This window comes from Billgrantia pellis (assembly GCF_008297955.1).
Taxonomy (GTDB): Bacteria; Pseudomonadota; Gammaproteobacteria; order Pseudomonadales; family Halomonadaceae; genus Halomonas; species Halomonas pellis.
Genome location: NZ_VTPY01000003.1, coordinates 129,970 through 146,740, shown reverse-complemented (window position 1 = coordinate 146,740; position 16,771 = coordinate 129,970). Strand labels below are relative to the sequence as shown.

General features: G+C 65.6%; 18 protein-coding genes. 11 read left to right on the top strand and 7 right to left on the bottom strand.

Features of this window, described 5'->3' with window-relative positions; all coding sequences use genetic code 11:
• The first annotated feature begins 15 nt into the window (after positions 1–15).
• Positions 16–828, top strand: coding sequence for a methyltransferase domain-containing protein (locus tag F0A17_RS06570; protein ID WP_149327560.1), 813 nt, complete (start codon positions 16–18; stop codon positions 826–828).
• Positions 825–1,844: a methyltransferase gene (locus F0A17_RS06565; protein ID WP_149327559.1), complete on the top strand. Its 1,020-nt coding sequence runs from the start codon at positions 825–827 to the stop codon at positions 1,842–1,844. Before F0A17_RS06570 ends, F0A17_RS06565 begins: the two co-directional genes overlap by 4 nt.
• On the opposite strand, the gene greB is transcribed toward F0A17_RS06565, so the two are convergent.
• Positions 1,814–2,362 (bottom strand): transcription elongation factor GreB, encoded by a 549-nt coding sequence (greB, locus tag F0A17_RS06560; RefSeq protein ID WP_149327558.1) that lies wholly within the window; start codon positions 2,360–2,362, stop codon positions 1,814–1,816. The two genes, F0A17_RS06565 and greB, sit on opposite strands and share 31 nt — an antisense overlap.
• Before the next feature lie 233 nt (positions 2,363–2,595).
• On the opposite strand from greB, the gene F0A17_RS06555 reads away from it, so the two are divergent.
• The 8 genes from F0A17_RS06555 to F0A17_RS06520 all read left to right on the top strand — a co-directional run bounded on the left by F0A17_RS06555 (position 2,596) and on the right by F0A17_RS06520 (position 9,783).
• Positions 2,596–3,231: a hypothetical protein gene (locus F0A17_RS06555; RefSeq protein ID WP_149327557.1), complete on the top strand. Its 636-nt coding sequence runs from the start codon at positions 2,596–2,598 to the stop codon at positions 3,229–3,231.
• Positions 3,232–3,308: 77 nt separating this feature from the next.
• Complete coding sequence (locus F0A17_RS06550) at positions 3,309–3,953, top strand: NUDIX domain-containing protein (RefSeq protein ID WP_149327556.1); 645 nt, start codon at positions 3,309–3,311, stop codon at positions 3,951–3,953.
• A gap of 1 nt (position 3,954) precedes the next feature.
• A complete protein-coding gene (locus F0A17_RS06545) occupies positions 3,955–4,404 on the top strand; it encodes a DUF1249 domain-containing protein (RefSeq protein ID WP_149327555.1) in 450 nt (149 codons plus the stop codon).
• Entirely contained in the window at positions 4,404–5,138 is a 735-nt protein-coding gene (locus F0A17_RS06540) for a phosphodiesterase (protein WP_228716867.1), read from the top strand. Before F0A17_RS06545 ends, F0A17_RS06540 begins: the two co-directional genes overlap by 1 nt.
• Before the next feature lie 119 nt (positions 5,139–5,257).
• A complete protein-coding gene (gene cysD / locus F0A17_RS06535) occupies positions 5,258–6,229 on the top strand; it encodes a sulfate adenylyltransferase subunit CysD (RefSeq protein WP_422670468.1) in 972 nt (323 codons plus the stop codon).
• Between the two features lie 178 nt (positions 6,230–6,407).
• Positions 6,408–7,850 (top strand): sulfate adenylyltransferase subunit CysN, encoded by a 1,443-nt coding sequence (gene cysN / locus F0A17_RS06530; RefSeq protein ID WP_149327553.1) that lies wholly within the window; start codon positions 6,408–6,410, stop codon positions 7,848–7,850.
• Between the two features lie 176 nt (positions 7,851–8,026).
• A complete protein-coding gene (locus tag F0A17_RS06525; RefSeq protein WP_228716827.1) occupies positions 8,027–9,127 on the top strand; it encodes an App1 family protein in 1,101 nt (366 codons plus the stop codon).
• A gap of 164 nt (positions 9,128–9,291) precedes the next feature.
• Complete coding sequence (locus F0A17_RS06520; RefSeq protein WP_149327552.1) at positions 9,292–9,783, top strand: 20S proteasome subunit A/B; 492 nt, start codon at positions 9,292–9,294, stop codon at positions 9,781–9,783.
• Between the two features lie 78 nt (positions 9,784–9,861).
• Here the strand turns inward: F0A17_RS06520 and F0A17_RS06515 are convergent, their stop codons facing one another.
• The 6 genes from F0A17_RS06515 to hemP form a co-directional block, all read right to left on the bottom strand.
• Entirely contained in the window at positions 9,862–10,623 is a 762-nt protein-coding gene (locus F0A17_RS06515; protein ID WP_149327551.1) for an ATP-binding cassette domain-containing protein, read from the bottom strand.
• Complete coding sequence (locus F0A17_RS06510; RefSeq protein WP_149327550.1) at positions 10,617–11,669, bottom strand: FecCD family ABC transporter permease; 1,053 nt, start codon at positions 11,667–11,669, stop codon at positions 10,617–10,619. The genes F0A17_RS06515 and F0A17_RS06510 overlap by 7 nt, the downstream gene beginning before the upstream one ends.
• Positions 11,659–12,573 carry a heme/hemin ABC transporter substrate-binding protein gene (locus tag F0A17_RS06505; protein ID WP_228716826.1) on the bottom strand — a complete coding sequence of 305 codons (915 nt, stop codon included), beginning with the start codon at positions 12,571–12,573 and terminating at the stop codon, positions 11,659–11,661. Before F0A17_RS06505 ends, F0A17_RS06510 begins: the two co-directional genes overlap by 11 nt.
• A complete protein-coding gene (locus tag F0A17_RS06500) occupies positions 12,570–13,628 on the bottom strand; it encodes a ChuX/HutX family heme-like substrate-binding protein (RefSeq protein WP_149327549.1) in 1,059 nt (352 codons plus the stop codon). Before F0A17_RS06500 ends, F0A17_RS06505 begins: the two co-directional genes overlap by 4 nt.
• 11 nt (positions 13,629–13,639) lie before the next feature.
• On the bottom strand, positions 13,640–15,640 hold the full coding sequence (locus F0A17_RS06495; protein WP_149327548.1) for a TonB-dependent receptor domain-containing protein: 2,001 nt from the start codon (positions 15,638–15,640) through the stop codon (positions 13,640–13,642).
• Positions 15,641–15,725: 85 nt separating this feature from the next.
• Positions 15,726–15,917: a hemin uptake protein HemP gene (hemP, locus tag F0A17_RS06490; RefSeq protein ID WP_149327547.1), complete on the bottom strand. Its 192-nt coding sequence runs from the start codon at positions 15,915–15,917 to the stop codon at positions 15,726–15,728.
• Between the two features lie 146 nt (positions 15,918–16,063).
• On the opposite strand from hemP, the gene F0A17_RS06485 reads away from it, so the two are divergent.
• Positions 16,064–16,738, top strand: a complete 675-nt coding sequence (locus F0A17_RS06485) for a zinc metallopeptidase (protein ID WP_149327546.1) — start codon at positions 16,064–16,066, stop codon at positions 16,736–16,738.
• Positions 16,739–16,771 lie beyond the last annotated feature (33 nt).

Genomic DNA, 16,771 nt, shown 5'->3' with positions numbered 1-16,771 from the left:
CTCTTGAGTGTTGCCATGTCCGACCCTTCACCGCTTTCGCCGGCCGGCGATCGCCACTTCGACGGCTTGGCCGACAAGTTTGCCGGCAGCCTCTATGGCGGCCCCCGTGGCGCGCTACGGCTGGCTCTGCTCGACAGGCTGCTGCCGGAGATGCTTGCCCTCGACGGTCAGCCGGTGCTCGACGTGGGGGGTGGCCTGGGACAACTGTCCGCCTGGTTCGCCCACCGTGGCCACGATGTGACATTGCTCGAGCCTGCCCGGGACATGCTCGAACGGGCCCGGTTCGAACTCGAGGGGCTGTCGGTTCGCTACGTGGAAGCTCCGTTGCAGGAACTGCCCACCCGGGCCGACGGCCCCTGGCCGCTGATCGCCTGCCACGCGGTGCTGGAGTGGATGAGCGATCCACGTGCGGCGCTGGAAATGCTGGCCGGCCGGCTAGCTTGCGGGGGACAACTCTCGCTGATGGTCTTCAACCGCGACGCCCTGCGGTTTTCCAACGTGGTCAAGGGCAACCTGCAGAAGGCGCTGGACGATCGCCTGGAGGGAACAGGCAAGCGCCAGCGACTGACCCCCATTTCACCACTGAGCCATGAGCAAGTCGTCGGCTGGAGCCGTGAGTGCGGGCTATCGCTGCAGGCAGTGGCCGGGGTTCGCGTCTTCCATGACTACCTGCGCCAGCCGCCGACGAGCGAAGTCGATTGGCAGCGCCTGGTGGCGCTGGAGCAGCGCTATTGTCGCAGCGAGCCGCACTGGCGCCTGGGTCGTTACCTGCTTTATACCTTCGTCGCCGGGGACGGCCATGTCCCCATAAAGGAGCCCGCCCGATGAGCGCCGAAACTCCCGTTTGCCAGTTGCTGGAGCGTCAGGACGTCGACTATCGCGGTTGGCTGTGGGTCGCCCCGCCGCGAGATGTCTGGTTGGAGAGCGAGGAGGGCGGTGTGCTCAGCGCCGACGAAGGCGTGCTGGATGTTTGGCGCATGCGCGGGCGCCCGGCGCTTTCTCCTTTCGATGCCGGTCCCGATCCCTCGATGCGACGACCGCCCGGAGCGGTCCTGTTCTGGCCCAAGAGCCATGCGCTGGGCGAATGGTGGCTGCTATGGCTGTGTGCCGTGATGCCGGAGGGTACGCCGCTGCAGGTGGTGGGAGAGAACCAGGGCGGCATCAAGCGCGTTCTCAAGGTATTGGCGGCGCTCGGGCTCGGCTGTCGCAAGCGCGACAGCGCCCGGCGCTGCCTGCTGGTCGAAACGCGCCTGGGGCGGGTGGGGATCGATCCGGAGGCCGCCTGGACGACCTTCGAGGTCGAGGGGATCACGCTTGTCAGCCACCCTGGCGTGTTCGGCCATGGCAAGCTCGATGACGGGACCCGGTTGCTGTTGGAGACCCTTCCCGGCGTGCCGCGGGTATCCAGCGATGCGAACGATGTCCTCGATATGGGCTGCGGCGATGGCATTCTCTCGGCTTGGCTGGCGCGCCGTGACCATGCCGTGACGGCGGTGGACGTCAACCTCTTCGCCGTGGAAGCGGCCCGGCGCACCCTGGCCGCCAACGAGATAGGCGGGGACGTGCTGGCCAGCGATGTCTATTCAGCGCTGCCGGAACGTCGCTTCTCCGCCATTATCAGCAACCCGCCGTTCCATCAAGAGCGCAGCATCGACTACGGTCCGGCGGGCCGTTTGATCCGCGAGGCGCCTGGGCACCTGCTGCCGGGCGGTCAACTCATTCTGGTCGCCAACGCTTTTCTGCCCTATGCCGAGCTGTTGCAGCGGACCTTTGGCGGTTTCGAGATTCTTGCCGACGATCGCCGTTTCCGTGTCTATCGGGCCGGCCTGGCCGGGGCACGGTAGTCGATCTCGGTGATCACATAGGTGATATCGCCGGCCGGAGCGACCACCGTGACCTCATCGTCGAGGGACTTGCCCAGCAGGGCCTTGGCCAACGGGGCGTCGACACTGATCCAGCGCTTGGCGGTATCGGTTTCGTCATGGCCGACGATGCGTACCCGCATCTCCTCTCCGTCCTCGTCCTCCAGCGTCACGAAGGCGCCGAAGTAGACGCGGCCGGTATCCGCCGGCAAGCGATCCACTACCTGGAGTTCGTCGAGCCGCTTGGTCAGATAGCGGATGCGGGCAATGACCCGATTGAGCTCTTTCTTGTTGTAGGTGTAGTCGGCGTTCTCGCTGCGATCGCCCAGTGCGGCGGCTTCGCCGACCTTGGCCGAGAGGGCGGGGCGCTTGACTCGCGACAGGTGATCGAGAATGCCACGCAGGCGTTCGGCCCCTTCGCCGGTGATCAGGTTGCTCTTCGGCTCCTGGCGCGGATCCTTGGCCGGATCCCGCCAGCGCGTCATGTTGCGGCCCTTCATGCCGTTCCGCTCCTCTTTCGGACGAGTGACAACAGGAAAGGCAACATACGCCATTCCCCGCTGCGGGGCCAGACAACGCGGAGAGGGCTGGCGAATCATTCAAACGTTCGTTACATTCAGAAGACGGCCTTGCGCCGCCTGGAAAGACCGTCTCAAGAACGGGATCCGTGCGTTCTCAAAGACATTCCTCGAACGCAGGCACAAGAACAATCGCACATGGCAGGAGATGAGACATGATACGACGTCAGCTGCTGGCCGCTCTCGCGGGGGCCGGACTTTTCCTGGCTCCGCTGGCTGGAGCCTTGGCCTGGGAAAGTGAGGTGGAATCGTTCAAGCAGCGCTGGGAGCGGATCAGTACCCAGCAACCGGAAGGCGAACGCCGCGCTGCGCTGAAATCGCTGTCCGAGGAGGCCGAAAGTCTGGTGGCGGCCAACGCGGGCGAGGCCCAGCCATTGATCTGGTACGGCATCATCGAGGCCTCCCATGCCCGAGAGCGTAGCGGTCTGGGTGCGCTGGGCAGCGCCAGAAGCGCGCGCAAGGCGCTGGAGGAAGCCATCGAACTCGACCCGCAGGGCGGCAACGGCTCGGCCTATGTCACGTTGGGGGCGCTCTATGATCGTGCGCCGGGCCGTCCGCTCGGTTTCGGCAACAGCGACACCGCCGAGCGCATGTTCCAGCGGGCACTGGAGATTCGCCCCGACGGCATTGACGTGAACTATTATTATGCGGCCTTCCTCGAGGACGAAGGGCGCCTGGGCGAGGCCCGCGAGCACGCCCGGCGTGCCGTGGAAGGATCGGCGCGCGAGGATCGCCAGGCTTCCGACGAAACCCTGCGCGTTCAGGCTCGCCGCCTGCTGGCGCGGCTCTGAGCCCGCCCCGCCGCGGTGGTTGGCAGACCCGGCCCCGGTCATGATAATGGTCGCCATTCATCGACCTGGAGATTCGCATGTCCGACAACCGCGAGCTTGGCCGGGATGCCATCCACTCTCCCTCCTTCGGCAGCAGCGATGCCGAGCTGATCGAGCGTCGCTGCCTGCATCAAGGCTTCTTCCGCCTGGATGAGGTGCGCCTGCGCCATCGCCGCTTCGAGGGGGGCTGGAGCGGTGAGGTCGTGCGAGAAGTCCACCATCGCCATGATGCCGTGGGGGTATTGCTGTATGACCCTGAGCGCGACGCCGTGGTCCTGGTCGAACAGATTCGCGCCGGGGCTCTTGCCGATCCCGTTTCGCCGTGGAAGCTCGAAATCGTGGCCGGCCTGGTCGAAACCGGGGAGGACGCCGCCGCGGTGGCGCGACGCGAGGCACGGGAAGAAGCCAACTGCGACGTCAACGAGCTGATCGAGCTGCACACCTACTACCCAAGTCCCGGCGCCTGCGATGAGCGGGTCACGCTGTTCTGCGCCCTGGTCGACTGTGGTGGGCTGGGGGGCGTGCACGGGCTGGAGGAAGAACATGAAGACATTCGTGTCCACGTGCTACCGTTTAATCGCGCCTGGGAACTCCTGAAGGCTGGCCGACTCGACAATGCCATGTGTCTGATCGCCTTCTACTGGCTAGCGGCCGAACGAGCATCTTTACGAGCAAGGGGGTAGCGTGGCGAGAACCGCCTATGTCACCGATCTTAGAAGCCTGCAGGGCGAATGCAGCGCCAACTACCTGCGTCTGACTCGCCTGCTGGGCGACCTCGGCGAGGGCGAGGCGTTGGAGCTCGAGCTGAGCGGCAAACGTGGTCGCTTCGGTACCCTGTGGCTGTCGGTGCTGGAGCAGGCGCCCTATACCACCATCGCCCGGGTGAGCCAGAGCGGCCTCATGGATGCGGTCATCGAGCCGCCGCGCATGCGCGTTCATCTCTATCACGACGTGCGCATGGCCGAGGTCACCGACTTCCAGCGCGAGCGCCACTTCAACGGCCGTTATCGCTACCCCAACGTGCGCATGTTCCAACCCGACGAGAAGCTGCAGCTCAACCGCTTCCTCGGCGAATGGCTGGCGCATGGCCTGGAACATGGCCACCCGACCCGTGTGACGGAACTGCCGGGATGATACGTCTGGTCCAGATCAGCGATTGTCATCTGCACGCCGATCCCTGGGCCCGCTCGCGGGCCGGTTTTCCCCTGCGCCAGCTGGAAGCCGTGATCGAGGCCGCGCGCGGCGCGCGGCCGGATGTCGTGCTGGTAACCGGTGACGTCAGCCAGGACGAGACGGCGGCATCGTATCGGTTGGCCGAGCAGGCGCTGTCGCGGTTGGAGTCTCCCTGGTTCTGGCTGGGAGGCAATCATGATCAACCGGCGCTGATGGCGGACGTACGTGCCTTGCACGAGGAAGTCGATCTCAACGGTTGGCGCTTACTGCTCGCCGATACCAGTGTCAAAGGCCAGGCCCATGGCGAGCTGGGCGAGAAGCGCCTGGCACGGCTTGCCGAGCGCCTGGGCGCGGATGAGCGGCCGACGCTGCTGGCCATGCATCATCCACCCGTTGCCGTCGGTTCGGCCTGGCTCGACCAGATCGGACTTCACGACCGCGAGGCGCTGTGGCAGACATTGGCGCCGTTTCCCCAACTGAAGCTGATCCTGTGCGGTCACATTCACCAGGCCTTCCACGCTCGCCATGCGCTGCCCGGTGGTGACGTGACGATCTATGGCTGCCCTTCCACCACGGATCAGTTTCTGCCTGGCGCAGAGGACTTTGCCGTCGACGAGGCCTCGCGACCGGGCTATCGCATCGTGGAACTGCAGCGGGGCGAATGGCTCACTTGGGTGGAGCGGGTCGATCTGTAACTATTATTCCTTTTTGAGCTAAAAAGATAGGCAATCATTCTTTTACGTTATTTCTGGCCTGACGTTACCCTGTCTCGCATGATTCCCTTTGCCCATCGTCATGCGAGGTACCCGGGCCGATGACCAGTCTCCATGCTCCCGAGAAGAAGCCGGTCGACGAGATCGCCGGCAAGTCGGCATCTTTGCCCCGTCGCCGCCTGACCCACCTCCAGCAGCTGGAGGCCGAGTCGATCCACATCATCCGTGAAGTGGCGGCCGAGTTCCGCAACCCGGTGATGCTCTATTCGATCGGCAAGGACTCCTCGGTGATGCTGCATCTGGCGCGCAAGGCCTTCTATCCCGGGCCGCCGCCGTTCCCGCTGATGCATATCAACACCACCTGGAAGTTCCGCGAAATGATCGCCTTTCGCGATCGCATGGCGGCCGAATCGGGAATGGAACTGATCGAGTACATCAACGAGGAGGGGCGTGCCGCCGGCATCAACCCGTTCGATCACGGCTCCAGCGGCTATACCGATGTGATGAAGACCCAGGCGCTCAAGCAGGCGCTGGACAAGTACGGTTTCGATGCCGCCTTCGGCGGCGCCCGTCGCGACGAGGAGGCCAGCCGCGCCAAGGAGCGCGTGTTCTCGTTTCGCGACAGGTACCATCGCTGGGACCCCAAGAATCAGCGTCCCGAACTGTGGAATCTGTACAACGCGCGGGTCAACAAGGGCGAATCGATCCGTGCCTTTCCGCTCTCCAACTGGACCGAGCTCGATATCTGGCAATACATCCACCTCGAGCGGATTCCTATTGTGCCGCTCTACTATGCCGCGCCGCGCCCGGTGGTGGAGCGCGACGGCATGCTGGTCATGGTCGACGACGAGCGCCTGCCGCTCGAGCCCGGTGAAGTGCCGCAGAAGAAGTGGGTACGCTTCCGCACCCTGGGCTGCTACCCGTTGACCGGCGCGGTGGAATCGAAGGCGGACACGTTGCCCGAGATCATCCAGGAGATGCTGCTGACTCGTACCAGCGAGCGCAGTGGCCGCGCCATCGACCACGACCAGGCGGGCTCGATGGAAAAGAAGAAGCGCGAGGGATACTTCTAGCCGCAGGCGAAAACTCGCTGCGCTCGGCCATACGGCGTTGAACATCGGCTCCAAGAGGTTCATTTACGGCAGTCGATTCGGATGCGAACCCAGCCCGTCTTCGCCGCTGTTTGCCTTGTCTGGCCATCGCTCGCTGACTTTCACTCAGCGTCTGATCAATGTTTTCCGGGATGTCACCATGGCCCATCAGTCTTCTCTAATTGCCGATAACATCGAGCAGTACCTGCACGAGCATGAGAACAAGGACCTGCTGCGCTTCATTACCTGCGGCAGCGTCGACGACGGCAAGTCGACCCTGATCGGCCGGCTGCTTCACGATTCCAAGATGATTTTCGACGATCACTTGGCGGCCCTGACCAGGGATTCGCGCAAAAGTGGCACCACCGGCGACGCCGTGGATCTGGCGCTGCTGGTCGATGGGCTGCAATCGGAGCGCGAGCAGGGCATCACCATCGACGTGGCGTATCGCTTCTTCTCTACCGACAAGCGCAAGTTCATCATCGCCGATACGCCGGGGCACGAGCAGTACACCCGCAACATGGCTACCGGGGCCTCCACCGCCAACCTGGCAATCATCCTGATCGATGCACGCTACGGCGTGCAGACCCAGACTCGCCGGCACAGCTTTATTGCCGACCTGCTGGGCATCAAGCACTTGGTCATCGCGGTCAACAAGATGGATCTGGTGGGCTTCGATGAGGCGCGCTTCGACGAGATCGTCACCGAATATCGGCGCTTTGCCGAGCAGCTCTCGGTGCGAGACCTGCACTTCGTGCCGATCTCGGCGCTGGAGGGAGATAACGTGGTCAACCGGAGCGACCGGACGCCATGGTATCGCCACGATGGGGAGGCGGGGCCGGCGCTACTCGAACTGCTGGAAACCGTGGAGGTTACCCGCGATCGCAATCTGGTCGATCTGCGCCTCCCGGTGCAGTACGTCAACCGGCCCAACCTCGACTTTCGCGGCTATGCCGGCACGCTGGAGGCTGGCGTGCTACGCCCGGGGCTATCCGTCAAGGCGCTCCCGTCCGGCAAGACCAGCCGCGTCGAACGCGTGGTGACGTATGACGGCGACCTGGAGGCGGCCTGGCCGGGCCAGGCGGTGACCGTCACGCTGGAGGATGAAATCGATATCTCCCGTGGCGACTGGATCGTGGCCGAGGACGCCGAAGTGGCGCTCGCCAACGCGTTCGACGCCGACATCGTCTGGATGCACGAGCAGCCATTGCTGCCGGGGCGGCAGTACGACATTCGCCTGGCGGGGCGCTCGGTGGCGGGCCAGGTGGGCGTCATTCAGCACCAGGTGGACGTCAATACGCTGGAGCGGCATGTCGTCGAGCGCCTCGAGCTCAACGCCATTGCTCGCTGCCGGGTCGAGCTGACCGCCGAAGTGCCGCTCGATGCCTACGAGCAGAGCCCCGGCACCGGCAGTTTCATCATCATCGACCGGCTCTCCAACGTTACCGTGGGCGCGGGCATGGTCCGTGCCGCCGCCGAGGAGAGGCAGCCTGCTCGGGGCGAGGTCGACTGGGCGACCTTCGAAGTCGAGTTGAATGCATTGATTCGTCGCCACTTTCCACACTGGGAAGCCAAGGACCTGAGCGAACGGCTCAAGCGCTGAGACCGGCGGTTGAACGGAGCGTTACTGCTTGTCGGTTGAACTCGCCACTCGATCCTCCACACTATAGAGGACCCGGCCATGGGCCGGGTCGTGTCGAGTGTCAGGGAGGACGCCATGCGACGATACCAGGACGAACCGACCCCCCCAAGGTCATGGGCCGCGGGGCGGCGCGGTCAATGCTAGGACGGCGACGAGCCGGCGGCTTCTTCCGGCGCTTGCTGCGCATCGCGGCTCGACCCATGTGGGGCGACCGAGGGCGCGGTGGCTACGTCGTGCACCCGTACCGCGGCTATGGTTCACGCCGCGAGGCGTTCCTGATGGGGCGTGTCTTTCGCCAGACGGCGCTGAGCGATCGGATTCCCCGTTATGGCGTCCTACGCGATCTCGCCGATGTCCTCCGGCGCATCATCCGGTGGGGACTGCCGGAGGTGAGCGTAGAGGTGAGCCTGGGTGAGAACGTCACCACGGTGACCACCGATCACGACGGCTACTTCGACGTTCATCTTCTTCTCGAACATCCGCTACCAGACGATACGTCCTGGCACCACGCCGAGCTGCACGTGGTGATGCCTCAAGCGGAACCGGTCCACTCCTTTGCCGAGATCTACATTCCACCGCCCAGTGCCGACCTGCTGGTAATCAGCGATATCGACGACACGGTGATGTACACCGGCGTGGCCAACAAGCTGCGCATGTTGCATCGCCTGTTCGTCAAGCAGGCGCACCAGCGCATGGCTTTTCCTGGCGTGGCGGCACTGTACCAGGCGCTGCATGCCGGCCCCAGCGGTAACGCCAAACGACCAATCCTTTATGTGTCCCGGGGCCCATGGAGCATTTACGAGATGCTCGAGGAGTTCTTTCAACTCAACCGCATTCCCGTCGGACCGATCCTGTTCCTGCGTGAATGGGGCATCTCCTGGCGCAAGCCGTGGCCGCGACGCGCCGAGGATCATAAATACGACGTGATCCTTCATATGCTGTCGATGCGTGACGATCTGCCCTGCGTACTGATCGGTGACAGCGGCCAACACGATCCCGAGGTCTACGCGCGAATCGTGCATGAATTCCCCGAGCGGGTTCGAGCGGTCTATATCCGTCGGATCGAGCGCAAGCCCGATCGTGAGCGAGCCATCGATCGACTGCGCGACGAGATTCGCCATACCGGCTGCGATCTGATGCTGGCCGAAGACAGCCTCGCCATGGCCGAGCACGCCTTCGAGCAAAGGCTCATCTCCGAAAGAGGGTTGGAAAAAGTGCGTCGGGAATCCTCCCGATAGCCCAATTTGGCGCCACGGATTCGCTCTGTCGAGTCTTTTGACATCCGCCTCTGGCGTTACGCTATGTGTCGATTTCTTGCGTTTTTGTCCCTTACCCTGCGCCTGACGCAAGGGGCTTCGTGTGTGATTGAAGCCTGCGCACTATTGATACCGAGGTACCCAACATGACCACAATCGTATGGGATGGAACGACTCTCGCGACGGATTCGCTGATCAGTGTCAATGGCTCGACTTACAACCATGCGCAGAAGCTGTTCCAACTCGACAGTGGCGAATGGGTGGCCTTTGCCGGCGAACAGCAGGAGTGGTGGGAGGTCATGGAATGGCTCAATGCCGGGGCGCCTAGGGATGCCAAGCCTCACGTAACGCGTGTCGAAATGATCATCGCGGGCTCCGATGGGGTCTTCGAAATGTTCAACAAGCTGGTGCGAATCCCGGTTCTCGGCCCGGTTGCCTATGGCACTGGCTGGAAGTGGGCGCTGGCCGCTATCGATCACGGCAGGAGCGCCATCGAGGCGGTAGAGTACGCCATCACCCGCGACCATGACACCGGCGGTGAGGTGCAGTCGGTCACGCCCGCGACGCGGGCCGGCATGCCTTTCGAGACGCTGATGCGCGACGTCGAGACGACACCCGCCGAGGCGCAGTGCTCATAGCCTCTCGATCGCGCTTCGTGTCGCGCGGACAGGACGAAGCCCCGGGCCAAGGCCGGGGCTTCGTCGTCTGGACTTCGCTCAGGGGGCCAGCAATACCAGGGGTGCCTGATCCGTGCGGGAGGCACTGGCGTCCAGTTCGGCACCGAAGACGCGGGCCAGGCAGCCCGGCGTAAGTACGGCCTCTGGCGTGCCGGCGGCGATGCGCTCGCCGCGCTCCAGCAGCCAGACCCGGTGGGCATAGCGTGCTGCCAGGTTGAGATCGTGCAGCACGCAACAGACGGTCATGCCATGCATCTCCGCCAGGCCACGCAGCAGGCGCATCAGCCGCTGCTGCTGACCGATGTCCAGGGCACTGGTCGGCTCGTCGAGTAGCAGCACGCCGCCCGACGGCATGCTCATGCTACGGCCCAACCCCAGTTGACAGAGCGCCCGGGCGACCATCACGCGCTGGGATTCACCTCCCGAGAGGTGCTGCACCCCGCGCGCCGCCAGCGGTTGCAGGTCGAGCATCGACAGCACTGCCTCGACGTCGTCCGGTGAGGCAGTGCTGCCCAGGGCCACCAAATCGCGTACCGGCCAATCGAAGCCGAGGGTGAGTTTCTGCGCCACCAGGGCACGGCGCCGGGCCAGCTGTCGAGCGTTCCAGCCATGTAGCGGCATACCGTCCAGGCAGACGCTGCCACGATCCGGTCGACGGTATCCCGACAGCAGCGTGAGCAACGTACTCTTGCCGGCTCCGTTGGGGCCGACGATGGCGAGCAACTCGCCAGGCGGCAATCGGTCGCTGATGGGCACGAACGCGGGGGGCGCGGTGACGCCGACGTTGTACAGGGTCAGCACGGCATCCTCCGCTTGAGCAGCAGCCACAGGAAGTAGGGGCCGCCGAGCAGGCTGGTGATCAGCCCCACCGGTATCTCGGCGGGACTCGCCAGGGTGCGGGCCAGCGTATCCGCCACAATCAGCAACAGCGCGCCACTCAGCATCGAGGCGGGCAGCAGCAGCCGATGTCCCGGTCCCAGCCATAGGCGCAGGCAGTGCGGCACGAGCAGGCCAAGGAAGCCGATAATGCCGGCAAGCGCCACGCACAGCCCGACACCCAGCGCCGTGGCCAGTACCACGCGGCGTTTGAGTCTCGGGGCATCGAGCCCCGCGCCGTGGGCGGTCAGTTCGCCGAGTTGCAGCAGATCGAGCCCCGGGGCGCTGCGTAGCAGCCACCAGAGCGCCGGCGGAATGCCGATCAGGGCGCCGAGTGCTGCGCTCCAGAGCGCATGCGATAGGCTGCCCATGCCCCACAGGCTCAGTTGACGAAGCTGCTCGTCGCTGGCGATGAAAGCGAGAACGCCGCCGAGCGCACCGGCTAAGGTATTGATCGCCAGGCCCGCCAACAGCAGAGTGAACAGTGCCTCCTGGTCGCGCTGTCGCTCGCCCAGCGCGAACACCAGGACACACACGCCCAGTGCGCCGAGAAAGCCGGCCAGGAACTGACCGTACAGCCCTAAAGTGCCGGCGGCGCCCTCCAGCAGTACGACCCACAGCGCCACCGCGAGCCCCGCGCCGCTGGCCAGGCCCAGCAGGGTGGGATCGGCCAGCGGATTGCGGAACAGTCCCTGCATGGCCGCACCGCTGCCTGCCAGCATGGCGCCGACGAGAGCGGCCAGAACCAGCCGCGGCAGGCGCAGCTGCCACCACACCTGCCAGGCGAGGGGCGAGGGCCAGTCGCCGAGCAGCACCTTGGGCGATAGCCCGATGCTCCCGCTCATGGCGGCGATCAGCAGCGCCAGCAGCGTGATCAGGGTCAGCGCGGCCAGCACCGTGGCGGGGGGACGTGCCAGTCCACCTTCGTTCCGGGAACGCCAGCGGAGAGGAGAGGCAGGGCTACGGATCATAAGCGACCCTTCCGCAGGCTTCACCGACATCATCGCTGCCCTTCGGCGCCCCGTGCAGGGCGTGGTGGAGCGCCATCAGCGCGGTCGGGGTGCGTGGTCCGAAGCCGAGCAGGGCCTGGTCGTCGCACACGATCAGGGCGTGTTCGCGCCCTGCGGGAGTCAGGGCGAGTCCGGGCAGTTGCCATAACCGGGCCGGACCGCCGACGCCTTCGAGACCGCCGCGGGTGGCGATCACGACTTCCGGCGAACGGGCCACCAGCGCCTCGGCGCCCACCGCTTTATAGCCGCCGAACCGCTCGAAGGCGTTGTGCCCGCCGGCGGCCTCGATGACCGCCTGGCCCGCGGTATCCCGGCCCGCCGCCATGGGGGTCATGCCGCTGTGGCTGAGCAGGAACATGGCGCGCGGCGCGACTGTCTGGGTGGCGTTGCGCCGTTCCTCGAGGCGTGCGAGATCCGCCTCGATGTTGGCCGCCAGCGCTGCGCCGGCACGCTCGCGCTCGACGGCTCGGGCCACGGCCCGAATCTTGTCGGGCAACGCCGCGAGGCTGGCGCCTTGTTCGATGCGCACGACTTCGACGCCGGCGACTTCAAGCTGCGCAAGCACCTCCCGAGGCCCGGCCGCCGAGGCGGCGATCACGCGCTCGGGGGCCAGGGACAATGTCCCTTCCGCCGCCAGGTGACGTAGATAGCCCACCGAGGGTAGGGCGGCGACTGCCGCGGGATACTGGCTGGTATCGTCGCGTCCCACCACACCTTCCAGTGCACCGATGGCGGCCATGATCTCGGCGATATCGCTGCCGATGACCACGGTGCGGGGGGCCGAGTCGGCTAGCACCGCCTGCCACCCCGGCCACAGGCAGGCCACCAGCAACATGGCCAGGCGCAGGTGACGAACCGGATTCATGCCGCAACCTCCCGAGCATCCAGACCGTCCAACAGCCGTCGCCACTCCTCATTTTCGATTTGGCCCTCCCGGCGCTCGGCGTAAATCTGGAGCACCAGCCCGCCCTGAGCGTCGAAGGCTTCCAGGCTGGTAACGCCGCCGTCGCGGTTGGGCTTGTTCACCTGCCAGGCCGTGACGATGCCGGCATCGTACAGGTGCAGGGTGAAGTCGTCGTCGAACAGGTTGAGCCAGCCTCGCATGCGCTGGGGCGCGGGAATGCGGCCGGTGCGGATCTGCACGCAGCCGGGACTGGCCACGAACAGCATCAGCGGCAGTTCGCTCTCGGCGGCCCGGTGCAGGGCCTGAGCGCAGGCCGCGGGAGAAAGCGCTCGCGTGAAGCGTCCCTCCATCAGCGCGTTGGCTTCGTGACGGCGCAGCGCATGGCGGCGCAGCAGACCGAGGAACTGATGCACGTCGCTCATGCGCGCCCACTCGTCGGCGAGGGTGGGGAGTTGCGGCAGAGGCCGCGGCGGCGGTTCGACGAACTGGGTAAAGGCTGGCGCGCTCGGGATCCCCAGCGCTTCCAGCGCTTGCCATGCCTCGGGAGCTTCGTCCGCCAGCGAGAAGACCTTGTGCAAGGCAATGCCATGACGGTTGAAGACCTGCAAGCTCAGACGCTGCAGCATTGCACCGTCCTCGCGTGGCAGCCGGTCGCGAATCAGACAGGCCCAGTGCCACTGGGCCAGATGCAGGCGCAGGTCGAGTCCACCCGGGTCGAGCAGCAGGCCGGCCTGCTCCGAGCCGCGCAGCGCCGGATACCGGCCATGCTGCTCGAGTACGGCATGACGCGAGCGGGTCAGTGCCTTGACTTCGCCCAAGCGCTGGAAGTGCTTGGCCAGGGCATGGGGCGACAGCGGCAGCGTTAGCACGTCGCGGCCGAGCCGTGCGGCCTGTAGCTCGCCCTCGCTGATGCCGAGGCGCTGGGCGATGTCCCGCGCGGGTAAGTGGGGGGTGACGGCACGGGTGGCCTCGAGGGCGTCGAGAATGGCTTGGCGGGTCTGTGTCATTGCGTCCATGAAGCACTCCTTCACCACTGCAGACTGAGGTTGGCAAGCAGGCTGCGACCGTCGCCGAGGCTGCCGTCGGGGCGATACCACTCCTTGTCGGCGATATTGCGCAGCTTGAGCGATGCGCTGAGCATGGGCGTGAGCTGCCAGGCCAGCTGTACGTCGTGCAGGCCGTAGCCGGGCAGCGGTTTCTCGTCGCTTGTGCGTTCATCGAAGGATCGCGCGAAGCGGCCGCGCCATCCCAGGACCAGGTTCGTGTGGGCGAGGTGATAGTCGAGGCCGGTCAGCGCTTCCAGCGGGGTCAGGCTACCTAGCGGCTCGCCGCTGTCGCGGTCGCGTCCGCTGACCTCGGCGAGACCGACGAAGGCCATGACGGAAGCATCCGAAGGCGACCAGCCGAGGCGCGCGTCGTAGCCCCACAGTTGGGCGCGATTGACGTTAACGGCCCGAGTGGTCCCCGCAAAGAGGTCGACTTCAGTGTCGATGAAGTCTTCGGCCCGGGTATCGAAGTAGCTGGCGCGCAGCTCCCAGTCGCCAAAGCGCCAGGACAGGCCGCTCTCCCAGCTCTTGCTGGTTTCCGGCTGCAGGTTGGGGTTGGGCACCCAGAAGTTGTCGGGAACGCAGACGAAGGGACCCATGCAGAAGCCGCCGAAGTGGCGTTCGTCGGCATAAAGCTCCGAGAGCGTGGGGGCGCGGAAGGACTCGGCGTAACCGCTGTAGAACATCAACTTCCGAGTGGGGCGCCAGGCCACGCGCAGGCGCGGGGAAAGGTGGCTCTTGTCGCTTTCGCGGCCTTCGGCGTCCTCGGCGCGGTAGCTATCGTGGCGGGCACCTAGGCCGAGGTCGAACTCGCCGGCGCCGCCCTGACCGAGATAGCGGCCGAGGGTGAGGGTGTCGTCGAGATAGAACGCGACATTGTCGATGTTGGCATCGGGGAAACCTGACGCCGTGCCACCCGGGCGCTGGGTGGCACGGCTCGCCTCGGCGCCGAAGGCCAGGGTCTGCGACAGCCAACCGTGATCCCGCCGATGATAACCGTCGCTCTGCACGCCCAAGCGCTCCAAGGTGCGCTCCGCCGCGGGCTCTTCGATATCCTGGCGGCTCAGGGTCAGGCGAGTGTCGAGTTGGGTGAGCGGCCCCGGCGACCAGCGATGGCCCAGCTGCAGATTGTCGCTGGTAGTGGTCCGATCGCGCAGGTCCCCATCCTCGACCACAAGCTGTTGCGGGTTGGGCGGCTGGCTGGCGTCTTCACGATAGTGCAGCCACTGGGTGAAGAGGCGGTGGTCGTCGCTGAGTTGCCAGGCTCCTTTGGCCAGCAGGCTGTTCAGGCTGGCGTCCTCCGGCGTGGTTTGGCCGCCGGCCCGTCGGATGTCGCCGGATTCGCTGCGCCCGATGGCGACCAGACCGTCGAGGCTGCTGCCGTCAGCCAAGCTGTGCTTGCCGAACAGGCTCAGCGTGGCGCCTAGCTCGTCGCTGGCGGAGGCGCCACGCAGCGAGAGCCGTGCACCGCTCGTCTCGCCGGGGCGTAGCAGGTCCTCGGCATCGACCGTCTCGAAGCTGATCACGCCGCCCATGGCGTTGCTGCCGTAGAGGCTTGAGAGCGCGCCGTGGGCGATCTGTACCTCGCGCAGCAGTGCCGGGTCAACGAAGAAGTTGCCGATGTGGCCGGTGTCGATGTCCTGCCGTACGCCGTCGAGGCGTACCAGCACGCCGTTCCTGCCGAAGCCGCGCAGGCTCAGGGTCTGGCCGTTGCGCCGACCTTGGCCGGCAACGTGAAGGCCGGGCTGGTCGGCGAGGATGTCCTCGACCCGTGAGGCGGTGGCGAGTGTCGGGTCGTGTCGGTCGATCACGTCGACGATCAGCGGGGCGAAGAAGGTGTCGGTGGGAGTTCGCGTGCCGGTGACCAACAGCGGCGCCAGTTCGGGCGTCGCGGCAGGCTCGTCGGCAGGCGTTTGGGCCAGGCCCACCGGTGACAGCAATATCAGCGCCAGGGCGCCGGTGCAGCTCGTTGCTCGCTTCATGTTCCTGAAGTTCCCTTATCGTATCAGGCGATGAGCGGCTGGCTGGGTGGCGCGGGCTACCTGGCTGGCGTTCTTTTCGTCGGGATTATGAGGTCAGTATCAGCTTGCCGTTGCGGGTCTCGCGCAGTTGGTAGCGCTTGCCGCGGTGCTCGATGACCAATTGGCCCTGCTCGTCGAGCAGCGCGCTGCTCTCGACAATGCCGGGTTTGCGCGAACGCTCGTGCGGCGTGGCGGCCTGCGCGCGGGCCGTAGTCGGGTCGGGGGAGTTTGCGCACATGGTATTGGCCTGAATGGGTTGCTGTATCAAACGAGAATAATTATTGTTTATGCAAAGTGCGGCGTCAAGTCTCCTTTTCGCGACAATCCGAACCAGGAACGGGTACGCTGGTCTCAATCGTGACAACGTACCGAGTTTCTACGCCCATGATCGTGCTGCTGATCGCCCTGTTGCTGGTCCTCTTCCTGTTGCCCAACGTCTGGGCGCGCTGGGTACTGGCACGCCATTCCCGGGGGCGCGACGACTATCCCGGCACCGGCGCCGAGCTGGCCGACCACCTCCTGCGCCGTCTCGGCATCGAAGGGGTCAAGGTGGAGTTGACGGAGCAGGGCGACCATTACGACCCCGAGACGCGGCGGGTGCGCCTCTCCCGTGAGCACTACGAGGGGCGTTCACTGACCGCGGTAACGGTCGCAGCCCACGAAGTGGGCCATGCGATCCAGCATCACGAAGGGTACGCACCGCTGATCGCCCGGGCGCGCATGGTCGGCGTGGCGCAGCGGGCCGAAAAACTCGGCGCCCTGCTGATGATGGCGGCCCCCTTCCTGTTCGTGCTGACGCGCCTGCCGGGTGGCCTGGCGATCGTGATCGCGGCCGCGGTGATCAGCTTCGGCACGGCGGCGCTGGTTCATCTGGTTACCCTGCCGGTGGAGTTCGATGCCAGCTTTCAGCGCGCCCTGCCGCTGCTCAAGGAGTACGTGCCCCCCTACGACATGCCCGGCGCGCGCCACGTGCTGGCCGCCTGCGCCTTTACCTACGTGGCGGCCTCGCTTGCGAGCATTCTGAACCTGGGGCGCTGGCTGGTGATATTGAGAAGGTAGCCTTCTCCTTGAGCGTAAGCGGGAGCGCTTCCT

Coding starts and splice junctions, on each gene's coding strand:
- F0A17_RS06555 (WP_149327557.1), top strand. CDS start 2,596: ATGATACGACGTCAGCTGCTGGCCGCTCTCGCGGGGGCCGGACTTTTC.
- F0A17_RS06500 (WP_149327549.1), bottom strand. CDS start 13,628: ATGGACGCAATGACACAGACCCGCCAAGCCATTCTCGACGCCCTCGAG.
- F0A17_RS06495 (WP_149327548.1), bottom strand. CDS start 15,640: ATGAAGCGAGCAACGAGCTGCACCGGCGCCCTGGCGCTGATATTGCTG.
- F0A17_RS06570 (WP_149327560.1), top strand. CDS start 16: ATGTCCGACCCTTCACCGCTTTCGCCGGCCGGCGATCGCCACTTCGAC.
- F0A17_RS06525 (WP_228716827.1), top strand. CDS start 8,027: ATGCTAGGACGGCGACGAGCCGGCGGCTTCTTCCGGCGCTTGCTGCGC.
- F0A17_RS06520 (WP_149327552.1), top strand. CDS start 9,292: ATGACCACAATCGTATGGGATGGAACGACTCTCGCGACGGATTCGCTG.
- cysN (WP_149327553.1), top strand. CDS start 6,408: ATGGCCCATCAGTCTTCTCTAATTGCCGATAACATCGAGCAGTACCTG.
- F0A17_RS06565 (WP_149327559.1), top strand. CDS start 825: ATGAGCGCCGAAACTCCCGTTTGCCAGTTGCTGGAGCGTCAGGACGTC.
- greB (WP_149327558.1), bottom strand. CDS start 2,362: ATGAAGGGCCGCAACATGACGCGCTGGCGGGATCCGGCCAAGGATCCG.
- hemP (WP_149327547.1), bottom strand. CDS start 15,917: ATGTGCGCAAACTCCCCCGACCCGACTACGGCCCGCGCGCAGGCCGCC.
- F0A17_RS06510 (WP_149327550.1), bottom strand. CDS start 11,669: ATGATCCGTAGCCCTGCCTCTCCTCTCCGCTGGCGTTCCCGGAACGAA.
- cysD (WP_422670468.1), top strand. CDS start 5,258: ATGACCAGTCTCCATGCTCCCGAGAAGAAGCCGGTCGACGAGATCGCC.
- F0A17_RS06485 (WP_149327546.1), top strand. CDS start 16,064: ATGATCGTGCTGCTGATCGCCCTGTTGCTGGTCCTCTTCCTGTTGCCC.
- F0A17_RS06505 (WP_228716826.1), bottom strand. CDS start 12,573: ATGAATCCGGTTCGTCACCTGCGCCTGGCCATGTTGCTGGTGGCCTGC.
- F0A17_RS06550 (WP_149327556.1), top strand. CDS start 3,309: ATGTCCGACAACCGCGAGCTTGGCCGGGATGCCATCCACTCTCCCTCC.